This is a genomic window from Pantoea sp. X-Soil-OKNW-713 (assembly GCF_059730685.1).
Map to the genome: position 1 here is coordinate 3,392,823 of NZ_AP035995.1, position 21,190 is coordinate 3,414,012.

The window sequence follows — 21,190 nt, forward strand, 5'->3', positions numbered from 1 at the left end:
TTATCGCCGCTCAGATAAATAAAACCGCCAGAAGCACAGAAATTCAGCCTGAATTTGAGAAAAAATTGATCCTTGCTTATCCCTTGTGAGCACTGGAAATTCTCGCCATTCTCTCCAGCACCGCCAGCCAAATATCACCCTTAAGGGTTGTCAGATAATCTCATTATGTTACGGTATAGGCCGCTTAATTTTAACCAGGGCCACAACAAGAAATAGCGAAACATCAATTAACCAGGAATTTAATTACTGCATGGCAATTAAACTCGAAGTAAAGAATTTATATAAGATATTTGGTGATCACCCGGAAAGGGCATTTAAACATATTGAACGCGGTGAGGGTAAAGAGGCAATTCTGGCGAAAACCGGACTCTCTCTCGGCGTAAAAGATGCCAGTCTGGCCATTGAAGAAGGCGAGATCTTCGTCATCATGGGGCTTTCAGGTTCAGGTAAGTCCACCATGGTTCGCCTTCTCAATCGTCTGATCGAGCCGACACGCGGCCAGGTGATTATTGATGGTGTCGATATTGCCAAAATATCCGACGCCGAACTGCGCGAAGTGCGCAGAAATAAGATCAGCATGGTATTCCAGTCATTTGCTCTGATGCCACATCTGACGGTATTAAATAATACCGCCTTCGGCATGGAATTAGCGGGCGTAGCATTGCAGGAGCGTCAGGAAAAAGCGCTGGAAGCATTGCGTCAGGTCGGACTGGAGAATTATGCCCATGCATACCCGGATGAACTTTCCGGTGGTATGCGTCAGCGCGTCGGATTAGCCCGTGCGCTGGCAATCAATCCTGATATTTTGTTGATGGACGAAGCCTTCTCTGCACTTGATCCGCTTATTCGTACTGAAATGCAGGATGAGTTGGTAAAATTGCAGGCAAAACATCAACGTACCATTGTCTTTATTTCCCACGATCTCGATGAAGCGATGCGTATTGGCGATCGCATTGCCATTATGCAGGGCGGTGAAGTGGTCCAGGTCGGCACGCCGGATGAAATATTGAATAATCCGGCCAACGATTATGTGCGAACCTTCTTCCGTGGCGTCGATATCAGCCATGTGTTCAGCGCCAAAGATATTGCGCGACGCAGCGCGGGTGCGCTGATCCGTAAAGCGGCGGGTCTTGGCCCACGCTCTGCGATAAAGTTGTTGCAGGATGAAGATCGCGATTTTGGTTATGTACTGGAAAAACAGAAATTTGTTGGCGTGGTTTCAACCGATTCGCTGAAAGCGGCCCTGGCCGCAGGCGAGGGTCTGGACAACGCGCTGCTGGATATTCCGGCGGTTCCGGCGGACACCTCACTGAATGATCTGCTCTCCCATGTGGCGCAGGCACCTTGTGCCGTACCGGTGGTAGGTGAAGAAAATCAGTATGTTGGTGTGATATCGAAAAGCACGCTGCTGCGCGCTTTAGACCGTGAAGGAGCCTGATAATGAGTGAAAAAAATAGCAATCCGTGGGATAGCGCCAGTCAGACTACGCAGGCGGCCACTCCCGACAGTAGCGCAACCGATCCCTGGTCAACCGGGGCCAGCGCACCGGCAAGCCCCGGCACGCATGAGGCCGCCAGCAACGCCGCCAGCAACAGCGACTGGTTAAGCAGCGCACCTGCGCCGCAGCCGGAACATTTCAATATTCTGGATCCGTTCCATAAGACGCTGATCCCGCTCGACAGCTGGGTGACTCACGGCATCGACTGGGTGGTAAACCACTTCCGTCCGGTGTTCCAGGGCATCCGTGTGCCGGTGGATTATATCCTCAGTGCCTTCCAGCAACTGCTGCTGGGTATGCCTGCGCCGGTCGCGCTGGTGGTGTTCGCGCTGATCGCCTGGCAGATCGCCAGCCCGGCAATGGGTATCGCGACCCTGATTTCGCTGGTGTTGATTGGCGCAATTGGTGCCTGGTCACAAGCGATGGTGACGCTGGCGCTGGTGCTCACCGCCCTGTTGTTCTGCATCATTATCGGTCTGCCGCTCGGCATCTGGCTGGCACGCAGCGAACGCGCGGCGCGCATCATCCGACCGCTGCTGGATGCGATGCAAACCACACCAGCCTTCGTCTATCTGGTGCCGATTGTCATGCTGTTCGGCATCGGTAACGTGCCGGGCGTAGTGGTGACCATTATCTTTGCCTTGCCGCCGATTGTGCGTCTGACGATTCTTGGCATTAAACAGGTTCCGGCAGATTTGATCGAAGCCAGTGAGTCCTTTGGTGCCAGCCCGCGTCAGATGTTGTTTAAAGTGCAACTGCCACTGGCGATGCCGACCATTATGGCTGGCGTTAACCAGACGCTGATGCTGGCGCTATCGATGGTGGTGATCGCCTCGATGATCGCCGTCGGTGGTCTTGGCCAGATGGTGCTACGCGGTATCGGTCGCCTCGATATGGGCCTCGCCACCGTGGGCGGTGTGGGTATCGTGATCCTCGCCATTATTCTTGATCGTCTGACCCAATCGGTGGGTCGCGACAGCCGCAGCCGTGGCAATCGCCACTGGTACAGCAGTGGCCCGGTTGGCCTGCTGATGCGCCCTTTCAGTAAAAAGCCCTGATTCATTTGGGCGGCCCACTGTAGCCGCCCGTCTCCGACGCCACACGTAAAATAAGGAATGACTATGCGCAAGACAGCCCTATTCGCTGCCGTCCTGACGACATTCGCCGTGACGCATGTGTCCGCCGCCGACCTGCCGGGTAAAGGCATCACCGTTAAACCGGTGCAGAGCACCATCTCAGAAGAAACGTTTCAGACGCTGCTGGTGAGCCGCGCGCTGGAAAAACTGGGTTATACCGTCGATAAACCCAGCGAAGTCGACTACAACGTTGGCTACACCACCATTGCCGAAGGCGATGCCACCTTTACCGCCGTCAACTGGCAGCCGCTGCATGATGATATGTATAAAGCCGCCGGTGGCGACCAGAAGTTTTACCGCGAAGGGACTTATGTAACCGGTGCGGCACAGGGTTACCTGATCGACAAAAAAACAGCGGATCAGTACCACATCACCAACTTTGCCCAGTTGAAAGATCCTAAGCTGGCGAAGCTGTTTGATACTAACGGCGACGGCAAAGCTGACCTGACCGGTTGCACCCCAGGCTGGGGCTGTGAGGCCGTGATTAACCATCAGATTGACGCTTACGGTCTGAGCAAAACGGTGGAGCACAACCAGGGAAATTACTCGGCAATGATTGCCGACACCATCACTCGCTTTAAGCAGGGTAAGCCGATCCTGTACTACACCTGGACCCCCTACTGGGTGAGCGACGTGCTTAAGCCGGGTAAAGATGTGGTGTGGTTGCAGGTGCCGTTCTCATCGCTGCCGGGCGAGCAGAAAAATGTCGATACCAAGCTGGCGAACGGTGCCAACTACGGCTTCCCGGTGAATACCATGCATATCGTTGCCAACAAAGCCTGGGCTGAGAAAAACCCGGCGGCGGCGAAACTGTTTGCCGAGATGAAACTGCCAATCACCGACATCAATGCGGAAAATGCTGCCATGCATGCCGGTCAGTCTTCTGAAGACGATATCAACCGCCACGTTGATGGCTGGATCAAAGGTCATCAGGCCGAGTTTGATAAGTGGGTGCAGGACGCACTGGCTGCGGCGAAGTAAATATCACCGGGCCCACATACTGCACACCTCCTTCTCCCGCTTGCGGGAGAAGGTCGGGATGAGGGCCATCAGCAGCTAAAGTCGCGCGACAAATCGCGCCGCTACAGAGAGCGACCTGGTTTTCCCAATCGATTCGGACGCTATAGCGTACTGGTACGTCCTGTTAATTAACACAACAATGAAATAGTTTTTTGGGTTACTATTAACCCATTATGATTATTTGCCTGCTCATGACGCTATGAATGCTTCCCATCAGGGCCTCAGTTCTGCCCTGGTCGCGCTGATGTCGGTCGCGACTGGCCTTGCCGTCGCCAGCAACTACTATGTCCAGCCGCTGCTGGATACCATCGCCCACCAGTTTAATCTCTCCGTCAGCCTCGCCGGCTTTATCGTCACCACCGCCCAACTCGGTTATGCCTGTGGCCTGCTGCTGCTGGTACCACTCGGCGATATGCTGGAACGGCGCGGCCTGATTGTTTCCATGAGCCTGCTCGCGGCCGGTGGCATGATGATCACCGCGCTCTCCTCTTCCCTGCCGTTAATGCTGCTGGGCACGGTGGTGACCGGACTGTTTTCTGTCGTGGCACAAATTCTGGTGCCTCTCGCAGCCACCCTCGCAGCGCCAGAGAAACGCGGCAAAGTAGTAGGAACGGTAATGAGCGGTTTATTGCTCGGTATCCTGCTGGCACGAACCGCCGCCGGTGCACTGGCGCAACTGGGTGGCTGGCGCAGCGTTTACTGGACCGCCAGCGTGTTGATGATCCTGATGGCACTGGCGCTGTGGCGTTATCTGCCGCGCTATAAGCAGGATGTCCCACTTAATTACCCGCAGTTGTTACGCTCCATCTTCAGCCTGTATGCCGGTAACCGGGTAATACGTACCCGCGCGTTAACCGGCTGCCTCTCCTTCGCCAATTTCAGCATGCTCTGGACCTCCATGGCGTTCCTGCTATCAGCACAACCTTATGGTTTTAATGAAGGGGAGATTGGCCTGCTGGGTCTGGTGGGTGCCGCAGGGGCACTGGCGGCACGTCAGGCCGGTAGTCTGGCGGATAAAGGGAAAGCCAAACTGACCACCAGCACCGGGTTGTTGATTATGTTAGCGGCGTGGGGGGTAACCGCGCTGGGGGCACACCATTTGCTGGCACTGATTATCGGTATTTTGCTGCTCGACTTAGCGGTGCAGGCAGTACATATCACCAACCAAAGCGTGATTTATCGTCATAAACCAGAGGCGCGCAACCGCCTGAATGCCGGCTATATGACCAGTTATTTTATCGGTGGTGCGCTGGGTTCAATCATCTCGGCGAATGCATTTCATCACGCAGGCTGGTATGGCGTTTGTGGAGCCGGTGTGCTGTTCACCACAATTAACCTGTTGATTTGGTGGCGCAATGCGCGCTTCGAAAGTGTTTAGAAAACGTAAAGACCGGACCTAATCGATGAGCAATACTGTTCATCAATGATTGGGTTTGTTATGGTTAGCCAGAGAGTTATTCATCATGGTTATTTTTTCTCGCGAAATTATTCAACTGTAAAAAGATTTCGCGAGGCGAATTGATAGCATCCAATGCCTGCGCATCCGTAGCCTTGGATCGGGCAACACGCCCAGGGTCAGGGAATGACCTGGAATCGCCGGGTGCTGACAGTGTGATCGTGCTAACAATCACTGGCGGGAATTATGACTACGCTTAATCTGTCACCACCATTACTATACCAGTTGCAACTAGTGAGGTTTTTTTAGAATGGAAAGTTCGTTTACTCCCATAGAGCAGATGCTAAACATCCGTGCTACTCGCCATAAAGATTTTCCATTGCAGGAGATCATCCTGACGCGTCTGTGCATGCATATGCAGGGCAAACTGCTGGATAATCGCAACAAAATGTTGAAGGCGCAGGGAATTAACGAAACCTTATTCATGGCGCTGATCACCCTCGATGCGCAGGAAAATCAGAGCATCCAGCCTTCTGAACTGAGTTCTGCCCTCGGATCTTCCCGTACCAACGCCACGCGTATTGCTGATGAGCTGGAAAAACGCGGCTGGATTGAGCGTCGTGAAAGTGACAACGACCGTCGCTGCCTGCATCTGCATCTGACTGAGAAAGGTAACGAATTTTTACGCCAGCTGCTGCCACCGCAGCACCAGAGCCTGCAATATCTTTGGTCGTCGCTCTCCTCAGACGAGCAAGGACAGCTGGAAGCGATTACCCGTAAGCTGCTTAACCGCCTCGACAAAATGGATGAAGAGCAACTCATCGCCTCCCTGTCACGCTAATAGCAAGAAGTGCGACACAATCACCTGTCGAAACCGATATTTTAATCCCCTTTTTATCCGGCCAGCGTCACAAGCGCTGGCTTTTTTCGACTCGGGACCCCGTGTTGATGGATGAACACATCCCGAAAAAATGGAAAACGTGGAGAATAGCATGAGTGCGACAGCGGCAGATCAAAGCCCGCAACAGCCAGCAAATAAAAAGAAAAAGCGCAAAGGTGCGCTTATCCTGCTGGCTATCGTGTTTGTCATTATTGGTATTGCCTATCTGGCTTACTGGTTCCTGGTGCTGCGTCATTTCCAGGAAACCGACGATGCTTATGTCTCAGGTAATCAGGTGCAGGTGATGGCGCAGGTGTCTGGCAGCGTCAATAAAGTGTGGTTTGATGACACCGACTTCGTGAAGAAAGGTGACGTGCTGGTATCACTCGATAAAACCGATGCAGAACAGGCGTTTGAAAAAGCGCAGACTGCACTGGCTACCAGCGTACGTCAGACGCATCAGTTGATGATCAATGGCAAGCAGGATCAGGCCACCATCAAGTTGCAACAAACGGCGCTGGAGCAGGCCGAGGCAGACCTGAAGCGTCGTGAGCCGCTGGGTGCCGCCAACCTGATTGGCCGTGAGGAACTGCAACACGCGCGCGACGCCGTGGCTACCGCCAAAGCACAACTCGACGTGGCAGTGCAGCAGTACAACGCGAATCAGGCGATGATCCTCAACACCTCACTGGAAAACCAGCCGGCGGTGAAACAGGCCGCCGCTGAACTGCGCGATGCCTGGCTGGCACTGCAACGTACCGAGATCCGCAGCCCGATGGATGGCTATGTCTCCCGTCGTAGCGTGCAGGTTGGCTCGCAAATCTCCACCAGCACGCCACTGCTGGCAGTGGTGCCTGCCACCAATTTGTGGATAGATGCGAACTTCAAAGAAACCCAACTGGCAGACGTGCGCATTGGCCAACCGGCGACGGTCGTCAGTGATATCTACGGTGATGATGTGGTGTATCAAGGCAAGGTGGTAGGTCTGGATATGGGCACCGGTAGCGCCTTCTCCCTGCTGCCGGCACAGAACGCCACCGGTAACTGGATCAAAGTGGTTCAGCGTCTGCCGGTACGTATCGAGCTGGATGCGAAAGAAGTGGCAGAACATCCGCTGCGTATCGGCCTGTCAACGCTGGTCAAAGTGGATACCTCCAATAAGGATGGCGCAACACTTGCCAGCAGCGTCCGTAGCCAGGCCGCTTATGAAAGCGATGCGCTGGCAATCGACCTGACGCCAGTAAACCAGATGATTACTGACATCGTTCGTGCCAACGCCGGCTGATAACGCGGGAGGCTGTTATGGCACAAAAACCGCTTGAAGGCGCGCCGTTAGTCCTGATGACCATCGCCCTGTCACTGGCGACGTTTATGCAGGTACTCGACTCGACGATTGCCAACGTGGCGATTCCCACCATCGCCGGGAACCTGGGTGCCTCTAACTCCCAGGGCACCTGGGTGATCACCTCTTTCGGGGTGGCAAACGCCATCTCGATTCCGATCACCGGTTGGCTGGCGAAACGCGTCGGTGAAGTGAAGCTGTTTACCTGGGCGACAATCCTGTTCGCCCTCGCCTCCTTTGCCTGTGGTGTCTCCGAAAGTCTGTCGATGCTGATTTTCTTTCGTGTCATCCAGGGGGTGGTGGCTGGGCCACTGATTCCGCTGTCGCAGAGTTTGTTGCTGAACAACTACCCGCCCGCAAAACGCAGCGTGGCGCTGTCGTTGTGGGCAATGACAGTGATCGTGGCACCGATTTGTGGACCGATTCTCGGTGGCTGGATTAGCGATAACTATCACTGGGGCTGGATCTTCTTCATCAACGTGCCGATTGGCGTGGTGGTGGTGATGCTGACGCTGCAAACCTTGCGCGGTCGGGAAACACAAACGGCCAGCCGCCCGATTGACATGGTCGGTCTGGTGCTACTGGTGGTGGGTATTGGTTGCTTGCAGGTCATGCTGGACCGTGGCCGAGAACTGGATTGGTTTAGTTCCACTGAAATCATCACGTTAACCGTTGTCGCGGTCGTAGCCCTGGCGGTGCTACTGGTATGGGAACTGACGGATGACCATCCGATTGTCGATCTTTCGCTATTTAAATCGCGCAATTTCACCATCGGGTGTTTGTCGATAAGCCTTGCCTATATGCTCTACTTCGGCTCGATTGTTTTGCTGCCGCAGCTATTGCAGGAAGTGTACGGCTATACCGCAACCTGGGCCGGGCTGGCTTCCGCGCCGGTGGGGATTATTCCGGTAATCCTGTCGCCGATCATTGGTCGCTTTGCTCATAAGCTGGATATGCGCCGTCTGGTGACCTTCAGCTTTATTATGTATGCGGTGTGCTTCTATTGGCGCGCGTATACCTTTGAGCCGGGGATGGATTTTGGTGCGTCGGCGTGGCCGCAGTTTATTCAGGGCTTCGCGGTGGCATGCTTCTTTATGCCGCTGACCACCATTACGCTGTCGGGCTTGCCACCAGAACGCATGGCGGCGGCATCCAGTCTGTCGAACTTTGTGCGTACACTGGCTGGCTCCATCGGGACGTCGATAACTACTACCATGTGGACCGATCGCGAATCAATGCATCACAGCTATTTGTCGGAATCGGTGAATCCGTATAACGCCAATTCGCAGCAGATGTACGATCAGTTGGAAAGTCTTGGCATGACCCATCAGCAGGCATCAGCGTATATCGCACAGCAGATCACCAACCAGGGGCTGATTATCTCTGCCAACGAGATTTTCTGGGCCTCGGCCGGGGTGTTTCTTATTCTGTTGGTGCTGATTTGGTTCGCACGTCCACCTTTTGGGGCGGGCGGTGGCGGCGGTGGTGCACACTAAGCCAAAAAAAACGGGCCATAATGGCCCGTTTTTTTATGCGTTCTGTCGCCACCATTCGGCAAGCAGGATGCCAGTTGCTACCGACACGTTGAGACTTTCTACGTTGCCGGTACCGCCAATCGACAGGCTCATGTCACCCTGTTGGAAAGCGCTGTCGGACAGCCCTTCTCGCTCCTGGCCCAGCACCAGCACCATTTTGGCTGGCAGCTCAGCTTTTGCCAGCGGCGTACCTTCATGGCTGGAGGTCGTGACGATGGTGTAGCCTGCTTTGCGGAAGGCTTCCAGACCGGCGGAGAAGTTTTCACCGCTGATTGCCTGGACGTGCTCCGCGCCACCTTCTGCGGTACGCACTGCGGCACCCGATTCCAGCAGTGACGCATCATTCACCAGCAGTCCCTTAACACCAAAGTGGGCGCAGCTACGCATGATGCCGCCGAGGTTATGCGGGTTGCTGACATCTTCCAGTGCCAATACGCAATCTTTGGCTTCGGCCTGACTTAACCACTCAGATACCGCCATCCCCATGCGTTTTTTAATGATGAAACACACGCCGCCGTGATGTTCAGTTCCTGACGCTTTCGCCAGCTCGGCATCATCCACCACATGGTAGGCTTTGCGGTTGGCGGCGAGCCAGCGCAATGTTTCACGGAAACGCGGCGTCACGCTCTGGACAAACCAGGCGCGGACGATGCTTTCGGGACGGCTCTGGAACAAGGCCTGGCAGGCATTTTCCCCGTAAACACGCGTCTCTTCCTGACGCTGGCGGCGAATCTGCTCCGGGTCGATAGCAGGCTTGCTGACGCTACCCTCTTCCAGCGCGTTATTTTCAGCTACCGGTGGGCGTGAAACGGTGCGCCACGGTGAATCCTCAAAGCTACGTGCTTTGCGATTATCATCGCCGCGATCGCTACGACGACCAGCACCGCGACCGCCTTCTTCATTATTACGTCCAGTGCGGGGGCCAGAACGACGATTCTCTTCCTGGCGCGCAGCAGGACGGCCGCCTTTGCCGGTACGGGGGTTTGGCGCACGCGAGCCTTTCTGGCCCTCATCCTCACCACGTACATACATCACTTTGACCTTGCCGCTTTTGCCTTTAATTTCGTCGTTCATCTGTTCCTCCAGCATTGAGAGCGCGAAGATTACCTGATGTGTCGGCGCTTAGCTATCAACTATTGAACCTATCGAGCAATCCAGATTGAGCATAGCATTCAACCCTTTCATAATGCTCGGCAATCATAAATATACAGATCCGGTTTGAGGTAACTATGAATACGGTATGTGCCTCCTGTCAGGCAACCAACCGCGTGCCCGAAGCACGCATTGCCGATGGAGCCAAATGTGGCCGCTGCGGCGGTGAGCTGTTTAACGGCGAAGTGGTGAGCGCGACTGCCGCGACGCTGGATAAATATTTGCAGGACGATTTGCCCGTGGTGGTCGATTTCTGGGCACCGTGGTGTGGACCTTGCGTCAACTTCGCACCGGTATTTAAAGATGTCGCCGATGAGCGGCGCGGCAAGGTGCGTTTTGTGAAGGTGAATACAGAAGCCGAACCAGCGCTGAGTTCACGTTTCCGTATTCGCAGCATTCCCACCATCATGTTGTTTAAGAATGGCGAGTTGGTCGACATGCTGAACGGCGCGATGCCAAAAGCACCGTTCAACGAATGGCTCGACGAGTCGCTGTGATCCCCTCCGTGGCCAGCCGGGTGCTGGCCATATTACCTTTGCGCGGCATTTCCATTACAATTACGTTTTTGCTGCCCGCCTGAGTGTTATGTCTGAGAATGCCGTCCTGCGTTTGCGCACGCAACGTCTTGCCCGCGCTACCCGTCCGTTTCTGGCCCGTGGCAATCGGGTTATCCGCTGTCAGGGTTGTCTCCTGCCGCATCAACATTGCGTATGCGCCACATTACAGCCGCAAACCGCCCGCAGCCGTTTTTGTCTGGTGATGTTTGATACCGAACCGATGAAACCCAGTAATACCGGACGTCTGATCGCCGATATCCTGCCGGATACGCTGGCATTTGGCTGGTCACGTACCGAGCCCGACGCCGCATTATTACAAGCGGTGCAGATGAGCGATTATCAACCGTTGGTCGTGTTCCCCGCGTCCTATGCCGATACCGGTCGCACCGTGCTGACGGAGCCGCCACGCAGCGGCAAGCCCCCGCTGTTTATTATGCTCGACGGCACCTGGACTGAGGCACGCAAAATGTTCCGCAAAAGCCCCTGGCTGGATGCATTCCCGGTGATGTCTTTGAATGTGACCAGCCCGTCACGTTACACGCTGCGTGAAGCACATGGCGAAGGTCAGCATTGCACCGCAGAAGTTGCCGCTGCATTGCTGGAGCAGGCTGGCGACGTCGCCGCTGCCGATGCGTTACAACAGCATTTCACGCGCTTCCGTCAGGCGTATCTGGCCGGTAAACCCCATCATCCGGCACACGCGTTATGTGACGAGGATAACTAACGCTGTACTTTTTTTGCACAGCGCACTGAACTATAGTAGAGCATCGCCACGGAGCTGGCTTTCAATCATGGATGATGCGCTATGAAACTTTTCGTGTTGGTTATTTGCCTGCTGGCCGGTTGCAGTACCGCGCCAAAACATCAACAGGGCTTTCCCCTGAAATTTCAGTCTGTCAGTACCCACCCTTCTGCGTTGATCGCTGCCGATGCACTGCAACCTGGCGATCTGCTGCTCTCATCAGCCACCTCGCTGCAATCCTGGGGGATTCGTCTGTTTACCCTGACGGGCGTCAGCCACGCGGCTATTTATCTGGGTGATCAGCGAGTTGCCGAAGCGGTGGGGAGTGGGGTCAACATTATCCCCCTCGATCGCGCGATTGCCGAAAGTAATAATCTGCTGGCTTTACGCATACCGGGCATCACCGTTGAACAAACGCTACGGCTGCGCGAGTTTTCCGACCTGCAACAGGGTAAAAAATACAACTTTAAAGGGATTGTGATGTTTATGCCCTTTATGGTGTCGCGTCGTGTGTGTGAATTACCGCTGGTAAATGAGCAGGTGCGCAGCAACTGCCTGACGATACTGGCTAACGTGCAACTGGCCGACGAGGAAAATCCTGAATCTGACCGTTTTTTCTGTTCGGAATTTGTGCTGGCGGGTTACCGCTATGCCGGAATTGAGTTGCTGGCGGGCCAGGCAAACTGGGTTAGTCCGGCGGATTTATTGCATCTGCGTGAGGGGGATGTATCCGCCTGGCACGCACAACAGCCGATAGAATATATCGGTCATCTCAAACGCTGGAATTTGAAAGAGATCCTCAGCCTGCGATCGCCAGATCGGCAAGCGCAGTAAAAAGCGTTTACAATCACGCCATCCCCCATGTCAGGAGTGCATGATGAGCCAACGCGGACTGGAAGCGCTGTTACGACCTAAATCCATTGCGGTAATCGGTGCGTCGGTAAAACCGGGGCGCGCGGGTTATTTTATGATGCGTAACCTGCTGGCGGGCGGTTTTAGCGGCCCGGTATTGCCGGTAACGCCGAAGTACAAGGCGGTGAGCGGCGTGCTCGCCTGGCCCGATATCGCCAGCCTGCCTTTTGCCCCCGATCTTGCCATCATCTGTACTCATGCCAAACGTAATCTGGCGTTGCTTCAACAACTGGGGGAGAAAGGTTGTAAAGCGTGCATCATTCTTTCCGCTCCCCCAGAACAACTGGATGAATTGAAAGCCTGCGCCAGTCAGTGGCAAATCCGCCTGCTCGGCCCCAACAGCCTTGGCCTGCTCGCTCCCTGGCAAGGACTTAACGCCAGTTTCTCCCCGGTACCCATTGCCAAAGGTCGTATCGCGTTTATTTCGCAATCGGCGGCGGTATCCAACACCATTCTCGACTGGGCGCAGCAGCGTAATCTTGGTTTCTCCTGGTTTATCGCACTGGGCGACAGCCTCGATATCGATGTCGATGACCTGCTTGATTTCCTCGCCCGTGATGGCAAAACCAGCGCCATCCTGCTCTATCTGGAACATCTTAGCGATGCGCGCCGTTTTGTCTCAGCATCGCGTAGCGCCTCGCGCAATAAACCGATTCTGGTGATCAAAAGCGGGCGTAGCCACCAGGCACAGGCAATGATTGGTACCCGCAGTGGGCTGGATGCTGCCTGGGATGCAGCCATCCAGCGTGCCGGTTTGCTACGGGTGCAGGATACTCATGAACTGTTCTCCGCAGTGGAGTCGCTCAGCCATATGCGCCCTTTACGTGGCGATCGTTTAATGATTATCAGTAATGGCGCCGCCCCGGCGGCACTGGCGCTGGACGAGTTATACGCGCGCAATGGCAAACTGGCGACGCTAAGCGAGGAAACCTTGCAGGCGCTGGCAGCACAGTTGCCGGCCGGTGTCGGGCGTGGCAATCCGCTCGATCTGAAAGATGATGCTACCCCCGAGCGCTACGTCGCCTGCATTGAGAAGTTGCTGGATAGTCATGAACTGGATGCCTTGATGATCATTCACGCCCCCAGTGCCGTGTCACCGGCCAGCGAAACTGCCGAGCAGATCATTACGGCGGTTGCGCGCCATCCACGCGGCAAGCAGGTGACATTGCTCACCAACTGGTGCGGTGAATTTTCCTCGCAGGCGGCTCGTCGCGCCTTCACCCAGGCAGGAATTCCAACCTGGCGTACGCCGGAAGGGACGGTGACAGCCTTTATGCATCAGGTGGAGTACCGCCGTAATCAGAAGCAGCTACGGGAAACGCCTGCACTACCGTTGGGCCTGACGCAAAACAGCACGCAGGCGCATCAGCTTATTCAGCAGGCGCTGGACCAGGGCATCACCACGCTGGACACGCATGAGGTCCAGCCGGTGTTGCAGGCTTATGGCCTGGCAACCCTATCGACCTGGATTGCCGCCGACAGTTCTGCGGCGGCCAGCATCGCAAGTCAGATCGGCTATCCGGTGGCGTTGAAGTTGCGCTCACCGGATATCCCGCACAAGTCTGAGGTGCAGGGGGTGATGCTTTATCTGCGCAGCGCCAGTGAAGTCAAACTGGCCGCCGACGCGATTTTTGACCGTGTTCGGCAAACCCATCCCGAGGCAAGGATTGATGGCCTGCTGGTGCAGAGCATGGCCAACCGCGCGGGTGCACAGGAGCTGCGCATAGTGGTGGAACAGGATCCGCTGTTTGGCCCGATTATTATGTTGGGAGAAGGCGGCGTGGAATGGCAGCCAGATAAGCAAGCTGCCGTAGCTTTGCCCCCCCTGAACATGACGCTGGCGCGCTATCTGGTGATCCAGGCGATGAAAAGCGGCAAAGTTCGCAGTCGCAGTGCGTTGCGGCCCCTGAACATTCCTGCACTCAGTCAGTTGCTGGTTCAGGTTTCTAACCTGGTGGTTGATTGCCCGGAGATCCAGCGGCTGGATATTCATCCGCTGCTGGCCGCCGGTGACGAATTTACCCTGCTGGATGTCACACTACAGCTCGCCCCGTTCCAGGGCGATAACGAAGCGCGGCTGGCGATACGCCCCTATCCTCACCACCTTGAGGAGCTGGTTGAACTGAAAGATGGCCAGCATTGCCTGTTCCGCCCGATCCTGCCAGAAGATGAGCCGCTACTGCGGGACTTTATTGCGCTGGTGACGAAAGAAGATCTTTATTATCGCTATTTCAGTGAGATCAATGAGTTCACCCACGAGGATCTGGCGAATATGACGCAGATCGATTATGACCGCGAGATGGCGATTGTCGCCGTCCGTCAGCACGCGGGTCATGATGAAATTATCGGGGTGACGCGTGCAATTTCAGACGCCGACAATATTGATGCTGAGTTTTCCGTGCTGGTACGATCGGATTTGAAAGGATTGGGCATGGGCAGACGTCTGCTGGAGAAGATGATTCGCTATACCCGCGATCACGGTCTGCAACAATTGAACGGTATCACCATGCCACATAATACCGGCATGATTACCCTGGCGCGGAAACTTAACTTTCGCGTGAATATTCAACTGGATGACGGAATTGTCAGCCTTAATTTGCCGCTTAACGATGCCATCAACTAACCTTGTAGAGAAAGGTAAAAATCCTCCCTGTAGGCTCGGTTGATGTTATCATTTAGCGTTAGGATCATGATTTGATGGCAAAAGGCCATGCGATGAACAGAGAAGAAGTGCACCGTGATGTTGTCTAAATTCAAACGTAATAAACACCAACAACACCTCGCACAGCTGCCTAAACTGTCACAATCCGTTTCGGACGTGACCACGCTCTACTCGCCTGTTGAGTTCCGTGAAACCCTGCTGACGAAAATTGCCACTGCGGAAAAACGTATCTGTATCGCTGCGCTGTATCTGGAAAATGATGATGGCGGGCGTGGAGTTATGCAGGCGTTGTATGCTGCTCGTCAGGCTCGTCCAGAGCTGGATATCAGTATTTTGGTGGACTGGCATCGTGCCCAGCGTGGCCGCATTGGTGCAGCGCGTGGTCTCACCAATGCCGACTGGTATTGTGAAATGGCCGCACAACATCCGGATATCGCGATTCCGGTTTATGGTATTCCGGTCAATACGCGTGAAGCGTTAGGTGTGCTGCATCTGAAAGGCTTTATCATTGACGATACCTTGTTGTATAGCGGTGCCAGCCTCAACGATGTTTATTTGCACCAGCATGATCGCTACCGTTATGACCGCTACCAGCTGATTCGTAACCCGCAGTTGGCAGACACCATGTATCAATGGATTTGCGCTAACCTGAAGCAATCTGATGCGGTGCATCGTCTTGACCAGTCCGAACGCCCATCCAGCCCGGAAATCAAAAATGAAACCCGACAGTTCCGCCAGGATCTGCGTGGCTTTAATTATCAGTTTTCCGGAAACTCGGGCAACGAAAGTCTGACGGTGACACCTTTGGTTGGCCTGGGTAAACGCAGCCTGCTGAATAAAACCATCTTCCATTTGATGCCCTGCGCTGAGCGTAAACTCACCCTGTGCACCCCATATTTCAACCTGCCTGCCATTCTGGTACGTAATCTGATCCATTTGCTGCGTCAGGGGAAGGAAGTGGAGATCATTGTTGGGGACAAAACCGCTAACGATTTCTATATCCCACCGGAGCAACCCTTTAAGATCATTGGTGCGCTGCCTTATCTCTACGAGATTAACTTACGTCGTTTCCTGAGCCGCTTGCAGTACTACGTCAACAACGGACAACTGACAGTGCGTTTGTGGAAAGATGGCGAAAATAGCTATCACCTGAAAGGCATATGGGTCGACGATGAGTGGATGATGATCACCGGGAATAACCTCAACCCGCGCGCCTGGCGACTTGATCTGGAAAACGCGGTACTTATCCATGATCCGCTAAACCAACTGGCTGAACAGCGAGAGAAAGAATTGGCGCTGATTCGGACTCATACCACGGTGGTGCAGCATTTCCGTGAGCTGGAAAGCATCGCCGATTATCCGGCAAAAGTACGCAAGCTGATTCGCCGTTTGCGCCGTATCCGTATCGATCGTTTAATCAGTCGCTTGTTGTGATGGCGGCTTCGCCAGCCGCCCGTCAGGAGCGGCTGGCCTTCTGTTACAACGCGATGCCCTTGCCTTTACGATGCAGCATCAGCGAAACCAGAAAAGCTAATGCCCCCATCGCCGAAACATACCAGAAGAAACTGGTTTCAATTCCTTCTTTTTTCAGCAACAGCGCGACGTACTCCGCTGAACCACCAAAGATGGCATTCGCCACCGCATAAGATAACCCAACACCAAGCGCCCGCACTTCAGGTGGAAACATTTCAGCCTTCAGAATGCCGCTGATGGCGGTGTAGAAGCTGGTAATTATCAATGCCAGCATCACCAGAACAAATGCCAGCCAGCCGCTCTGCACATTTTGCAGCAACGTCAGGATAGGTACGGTACAAATGGCAGCTCCTGCACCGAATATCATCATGGAGGATCGACGCCCAATTTTATCTGAGAGCGCCCCAATAATGGGTTGAATCAACATAAAGACCAGCAGAGCGCCAGTCATCAACCCACTCGCCGAACGCGCATCCATTCCTGCGGTATTCACCAGATATTTTTGCATGTAGGTGGTGAAGGTATAGAAGCTGAGTGAACCGCCAGCGGTAAATCCCAGCACCATCAGAAATGCACGAGAATGGTTGCGCAGCAGGCCCAGGATACTGCCGGCATCACGATGCTCACGGTGTTTTTTCTCTGAAGTTTCATTGAGGGAACGGCGTAACCATAGCGCAACCACCGCCAGAATAGCGCCGAGGAAGAAAGGGATACGCCAGGCCCAACTGTGCAACTGCTCATCACTGAGTAGCAGCTGCAACACCACGACCGTGAGCACGGCCAATAATTGACCACCAATCAAGGTCACGTACTGGAATGATGCGTAGAATCCTTTACGTCCCTCCAGTGCGACTTCACTCATGTAGGTCGCGCTGGTGCCATATTCGCCGCCAACGGAAAGTCCTTGAAACATCCGGGCCAGCAGCAGGATAACTGGCGCTGCAATGCCGATTTCAGCGTAACCGGGCAGGCAGGCAATCACCAACGAACCGAAGCACATCATGCAGACCGAGATCAGCATGGAGTTTTTGCGTCCGTGACGGTCGGCAATATAACCAAATAGCCAGCCTCCGATAGGACGCATCAAAAAGCCGGCAGCAAAGACGCCTGCGGTTTGCAGTAGTTGGGTGGTGGTGTCGCCCGATGGGAAAAAGATATGGGCAAAATAGAGTGAGAAGAAGGAGTAAACGTAGAAGTCGAACCATTCAACCAGATTACCGGATGAAGCCCCAACAATCGCCCAGATGCGTTGTTTGCTGATGGCCGTCGTGTCGTGATGTACCACTTTTTGTTGTAGAGAGTCTGTCATCTTTACCTCTGTTCCTTGCGAATAATAAACGCTAAAGAATTCAGTAAAGCATTTGTTGGCCTGTTACGTGAACTGGATTCACGCCTGATGGCAAAATCTACGAATTTGTCGCAGCCTGCTCGCCCCACGTTTTACCGGGTGCGATTTATCGCATCATTACCCGTTGCGGCGCGATTAACGCGCGCTTTTTATTGTTCCTGACGCTGAAAAATGCGCGATAAATCGCGCCGCTACGAGATACGCAGACGTAAAAAAGCCCTGAACTTTCGTTCAGGGCTTCTTCACTTGATTGATGCCTGGCAGTTCCCTACTCTCGCATGGGGAGACCCCACACTACCATCGGCGCTACGGCGTTTCACTTCTGAGTTCGGCATGGGGTCAGGTGGGACCACCGCGCTACAGCCGCCAGGCAAATTCTGTTTATCCGTACCGCCCTCGCAGGCCATACGAACCAATCCGTTCGAACAAAGCTGAAAATTCTTGCGTCTCTCAACTCAAAACGCCTCTGGCGTTGTAAGGTTAAGCCTCACGGGTCATTAGTACCGGTTAGCTCAATGCATCGCTGCACTTACACATCCGGCCTATCAACGTCGTCGTCTTCAACGTCCCTTCAGGACTCTCAAGGAGTCAGGGAGAACTCATCTCGGGGCAAGTTTCGTGCTTAGATGCTTTCAGCACTTATCTTTTCCGCACTTAGCTACCGGGCAATGCCATTGGCATGACAACCCGAACACCAGTGGTGCGTTCACTCCGGTCCTCTCGTACTAGGAGCAACCCCCCTCAATTCTCCAGCGCCCACGGCAGATAGGGACCGAACTGTCTCACGACGTTCTAAACCCAGCTCGCGTACCACTTTAAACGGCGAACAGCCGTACCCTTGGGACCTACTTCAGCCCCAGGATGTGATGAGCCGACATCGAGGTGCCAAACACCGCCGTCGATATGAACTCTTGGGCGGTATCAGCCTGTTATCCCCGGAGTACCTTTTATCCGTTGAGCGATGGCCCTTCCATTCAGAACCACCGGATCACTATGACCTGCTTTCGCACCTGCTCGAGCCGTCACTCTCGCAGTCAAGCTGGCTTATGCCATTGCACTAACCTCCTGATGTCCGACCAGGATTAGCCAACCTTCGTGCTCCTCCGTTACACTTTGGGAGGAGACCGCCCCAGTCAAACTACCCACCAGACACTGTCCGCAGCCCGGATTACGGGCCTACGTTAGAACATCAAACATTAAAGGGTGGTATTTCAAGGTTGGCTCCACGCAGACTGGCGTCCACGCTTCAAAGCCTCCCACCTATCCTACACATCAAGGCTCAATGTTCAGTGTCAAGCTATAGTAAAGGTTCACGGGGTCTTTCCGTCTTGCCGCGGGTACACTGCATCTTCACAGCGATTTCAATTTCACTGAGTCTCGGGTGGAGACAGCCTGGCCATCATTACGCCATTCGTGCAGGTCGGAACTTACCCGACAAGGAATTTCGCTACCTTAGGACCGTTATAGTTACGGCCGCCGTTTACCGGGGCTTCGATCAAGAGCTTCTCCTTACGGATAACCCCATCAATTAACCTTCCGGCACCGGGCAGGCGTCACACCGTATACGTCCACTTTCGTGTTTGCACAGTGCTGTGTTTTTAATAAACAGTTGCAGCCAGCTGGTATCTTCGACTGGCTTCAGCTCCGGGAGCAAGTCCCTTCACCTAATGCCAGCGTGCCTTCTCCCGAAGTTACGGCACCATTTTGCCTAGTTCCTTCACCCGAGTTCTCTCAAGCGCCTTGGTATTCTCTACCTGACCACCTGTGTCGGTTTGGGGTACGATTTCGTGTTACCTGGAGCTTAGAGGCTTTTCCTGGAAGCAGGGCATCAGTTACTTCATCACCGTAGTGACTCGTCATCACGCCTCAGCCTTAAAGCATTCCGGATTTGCCTGGAATGCAAGCCTACACGCTTAAACCGGGACAACCGTCGCCCGGATAACCTAGCCTTCTCCGTCCCCCCTTCGCAGTAACACCAAGTACAGGAATATTAACCTGTTTCCCATCGACTACGCTTTTCAGCCTCGCCTTAGGGGTCGACTCACCCTGCCCCGATTAACGTTGGACAGGAACCCTTGGTCTTCCGGCGAGCGGGCTTTTCACCCGCTTTATCGTTACTTATGTCAGCATTCGCACTTCTGATACCTCCAGCAGACCTCACAGTCCACCTTCAGCGGCTTACAGAACGCTCCCCTACCCAACAACACATAGTGTCGCTGCCGCAGCTTCGGTGCATGGTTTAGCCCCGTTACATCTTCCGCGCAGGCCGACTCGACCAGTGAGCTATTACGCTTTCTTTAAATGATGGCTGCTTCTAAGCCAACATCCTGGCTGTCTGGGCCTTCCCACATCGTTTCCCACTTAACCATGACTTTGGGACCTTAGCTGGCGGTCTGGGTTGTTTCCCTCTTCACGACGGACGTTAGCACCCGCCGTGTGTCTCCCGTGATAACATTCTCCGGTATTCGTAGTTTGCATCGGGTTGGTAAGCCGGGATGGCCCCCTAGCCGAAACAGTGCTCTACCCCCGGAGATGAATTCACGAGGCGCTACCTAAATAGCTTTCGGGGAGAACCAGCTATCTCCCGGTTTGATTGGCCTTTCACCCCCAGCCACAAGTCATCCGCTAATTTTTCAACATTAGTCGGTTCGGTCCTCCAGTTAGTGTTACCCAACCTTCAACCTGCCCATGGCTAGATCACCGGGTTTCGGGTCTATACCCTGCAACTTAACGCCCAATTAAGACTCGGTTTCCCTGCGGCTCCCCTATACGGTTAACCTTGCTACAGAATATAAGTCGCTGACCCATTATACAAAAGGTACGCAGTCACCTAACAAGTAGGCTCCCACTGCTTGTACGTACACGGTTTCAGGTTCTGTTTCACTCCCCTCGCCGGGGTTCTTTTCGCCTTTCCCTCACGGTACTGGTTCACTATCGGTCAGTCAGGAGTATTTAGCCTTGGAGGATGGTCCCCCCATATTCAGACAGGATACCACGTGTCCCGCCCTACTCATCGGACTCACAATCTGTGCATTTTCATGTACGGGGCTGTCACCCTGTATCGCGCGACTTTCCAGACGCTTCCATTAACACACAAACTGATTCAGGTCCTGGGCTGTTCCCCGTTCGCTCGCCGCTACTGGGGGAATCTCGGTTGATTTCTTTTCCTCGGGGTACTTAGATGTTTCAGTTCCCCCGGTTCGCCTCGTTAACCTATGTATTCAGTTAACGATAGTGCACAAGTGCACTGGGTTTCCCCATTCGGACATCGTCGGCTGTTGCGGTTCATATCACCTTACCGACGCTTTTCGCAGATTAGCACGTCCTTCATCGCCTCTGACTGCCAGGGCATCCACCGTGTACGCTTAGTCGCTTAACCTCACAACCCACAGACGTTTTCACGCATGCAGACTGCAAGCATTTGAGAGACTCGAACACATCATTTTCATTTCTTATTACGGAGAAATGAAACAACGTGTCGTTTCAAATTTTCAGCTTGTTCCGGATTGTTAAAGAGCAAATACTTCGCAGCACACC

The 21,190-nt window shown here is 54.1% G+C and carries 14 protein-coding genes and 2 rRNA genes; 12 read left to right on the forward strand and 4 right to left on the reverse strand.

Annotation, left to right across the window (positions count from 1 at the left end):
- Positions 1–250: 250 nt before the first annotated feature.
- The 7 genes from proV (at position 251) to emrB (ending at position 8,768) form a co-directional block, all read left to right on the forward strand.
- A complete protein-coding gene (proV, locus tag AC6I8R_RS15920) occupies positions 251–1,438 on the forward strand; it encodes a glycine betaine/L-proline ABC transporter ATP-binding protein ProV (protein ID WP_021184437.1) in 1,188 nt (395 codons plus the stop codon).
- 2 nt (positions 1,439–1,440) lie between these two features.
- Positions 1,441–2,556, forward strand: a complete 1,116-nt coding sequence (gene proW / locus AC6I8R_RS15925) for a glycine betaine/L-proline ABC transporter permease ProW (RefSeq protein ID WP_497832578.1) — start codon at positions 1,441–1,443, stop codon at positions 2,554–2,556.
- 63 nt (positions 2,557–2,619) lie between these two features.
- On the forward strand, positions 2,620–3,615 hold the full coding sequence (gene proX, locus AC6I8R_RS15930; RefSeq protein WP_021184439.1) for a glycine betaine/L-proline ABC transporter substrate-binding protein ProX: 996 nt from the start codon (positions 2,620–2,622) through the stop codon (positions 3,613–3,615).
- Positions 3,616–3,853: 238 nt separating this feature from the next.
- On the forward strand, positions 3,854–5,032 hold the full coding sequence (locus AC6I8R_RS15935; protein ID WP_021184440.1) for an MFS transporter: 1,179 nt from the start codon (positions 3,854–3,856) through the stop codon (positions 5,030–5,032).
- 328 nt (positions 5,033–5,360) lie between these two features.
- Complete coding sequence (gene mprA / locus AC6I8R_RS15940) at positions 5,361–5,891, forward strand: transcriptional repressor MprA (protein WP_013510181.1); 531 nt, start codon at positions 5,361–5,363, stop codon at positions 5,889–5,891.
- Positions 5,892–6,042: 151 nt separating this feature from the next.
- Entirely contained in the window at positions 6,043–7,215 is a 1,173-nt protein-coding gene (gene emrA / locus AC6I8R_RS15945; protein ID WP_021184441.1) for a multidrug efflux MFS transporter periplasmic adaptor subunit EmrA, read from the forward strand.
- Between the two features lie 17 nt (positions 7,216–7,232).
- On the forward strand, positions 7,233–8,768 hold the full coding sequence (emrB, locus tag AC6I8R_RS15950) for a multidrug efflux MFS transporter permease subunit EmrB (protein ID WP_021184442.1): 1,536 nt from the start codon (positions 7,233–7,235) through the stop codon (positions 8,766–8,768).
- 33 nt (positions 8,769–8,801) lie between these two features.
- Here emrB and AC6I8R_RS15955 read toward each other — a convergent pair whose 3' ends face one another.
- Positions 8,802–9,881, reverse strand: coding sequence for a tRNA/rRNA methyltransferase (locus tag AC6I8R_RS15955; protein WP_021184443.1), 1,080 nt, complete (start codon positions 9,879–9,881; stop codon positions 8,802–8,804).
- A 155-nt stretch (positions 9,882–10,036) separates the two neighbouring features.
- Here AC6I8R_RS15955 and trxC point away from each other — a divergent pair, with 155 nt between their 5' ends.
- The 5 genes from trxC to pssA all read left to right on the forward strand — a co-directional run bounded on the left by trxC (position 10,037) and on the right by pssA (position 16,266).
- A complete protein-coding gene (trxC, locus tag AC6I8R_RS15960) occupies positions 10,037–10,456 on the forward strand; it encodes a thioredoxin TrxC (RefSeq protein WP_036626502.1) in 420 nt (139 codons plus the stop codon).
- Positions 10,457–10,544: 88 nt separating this feature from the next.
- Entirely contained in the window at positions 10,545–11,240 is a 696-nt protein-coding gene (locus AC6I8R_RS15965; RefSeq protein WP_208723753.1) for a tRNA-uridine aminocarboxypropyltransferase, read from the forward strand.
- A gap of 81 nt (positions 11,241–11,321) precedes the next feature.
- Positions 11,322–12,092, forward strand: a complete 771-nt coding sequence (locus tag AC6I8R_RS15970; protein ID WP_415175344.1) for a YaeF family permuted papain-like enzyme — start codon at positions 11,322–11,324, stop codon at positions 12,090–12,092.
- A gap of 43 nt (positions 12,093–12,135) precedes the next feature.
- Entirely contained in the window at positions 12,136–14,793 is a 2,658-nt protein-coding gene (locus tag AC6I8R_RS15975) for a bifunctional acetate--CoA ligase family protein/GNAT family N-acetyltransferase (RefSeq protein WP_497832767.1), read from the forward strand.
- A gap of 117 nt (positions 14,794–14,910) precedes the next feature.
- Entirely contained in the window at positions 14,911–16,266 is a 1,356-nt protein-coding gene (gene pssA / locus AC6I8R_RS15980; RefSeq protein ID WP_021184448.1) for a CDP-diacylglycerol--serine O-phosphatidyltransferase, read from the forward strand.
- A 43-nt stretch (positions 16,267–16,309) separates the two neighbouring features.
- On the opposite strand, the gene AC6I8R_RS15985 is transcribed toward pssA, so the two are convergent.
- The 3 genes from AC6I8R_RS15985 to AC6I8R_RS15995 all read right to left on the reverse strand — a co-directional run bounded on the left by AC6I8R_RS15985 (position 16,310) and on the right by AC6I8R_RS15995 (position 21,032).
- Positions 16,310–17,614 (reverse strand): MFS family transporter, encoded by a 1,305-nt coding sequence (locus tag AC6I8R_RS15985; protein WP_021184449.1) that lies wholly within the window; start codon positions 17,612–17,614, stop codon positions 16,310–16,312.
- Positions 17,615–17,908: 294 nt separating this feature from the next.
- Positions 17,909–18,024 (reverse strand): 5S ribosomal RNA (gene rrf / locus AC6I8R_RS15990).
- A 105-nt stretch (positions 18,025–18,129) separates the two neighbouring features.
- Positions 18,130–21,032 (reverse strand): 23S ribosomal RNA (locus tag AC6I8R_RS15995).
- Positions 21,033–21,190 lie beyond the last annotated feature (158 nt).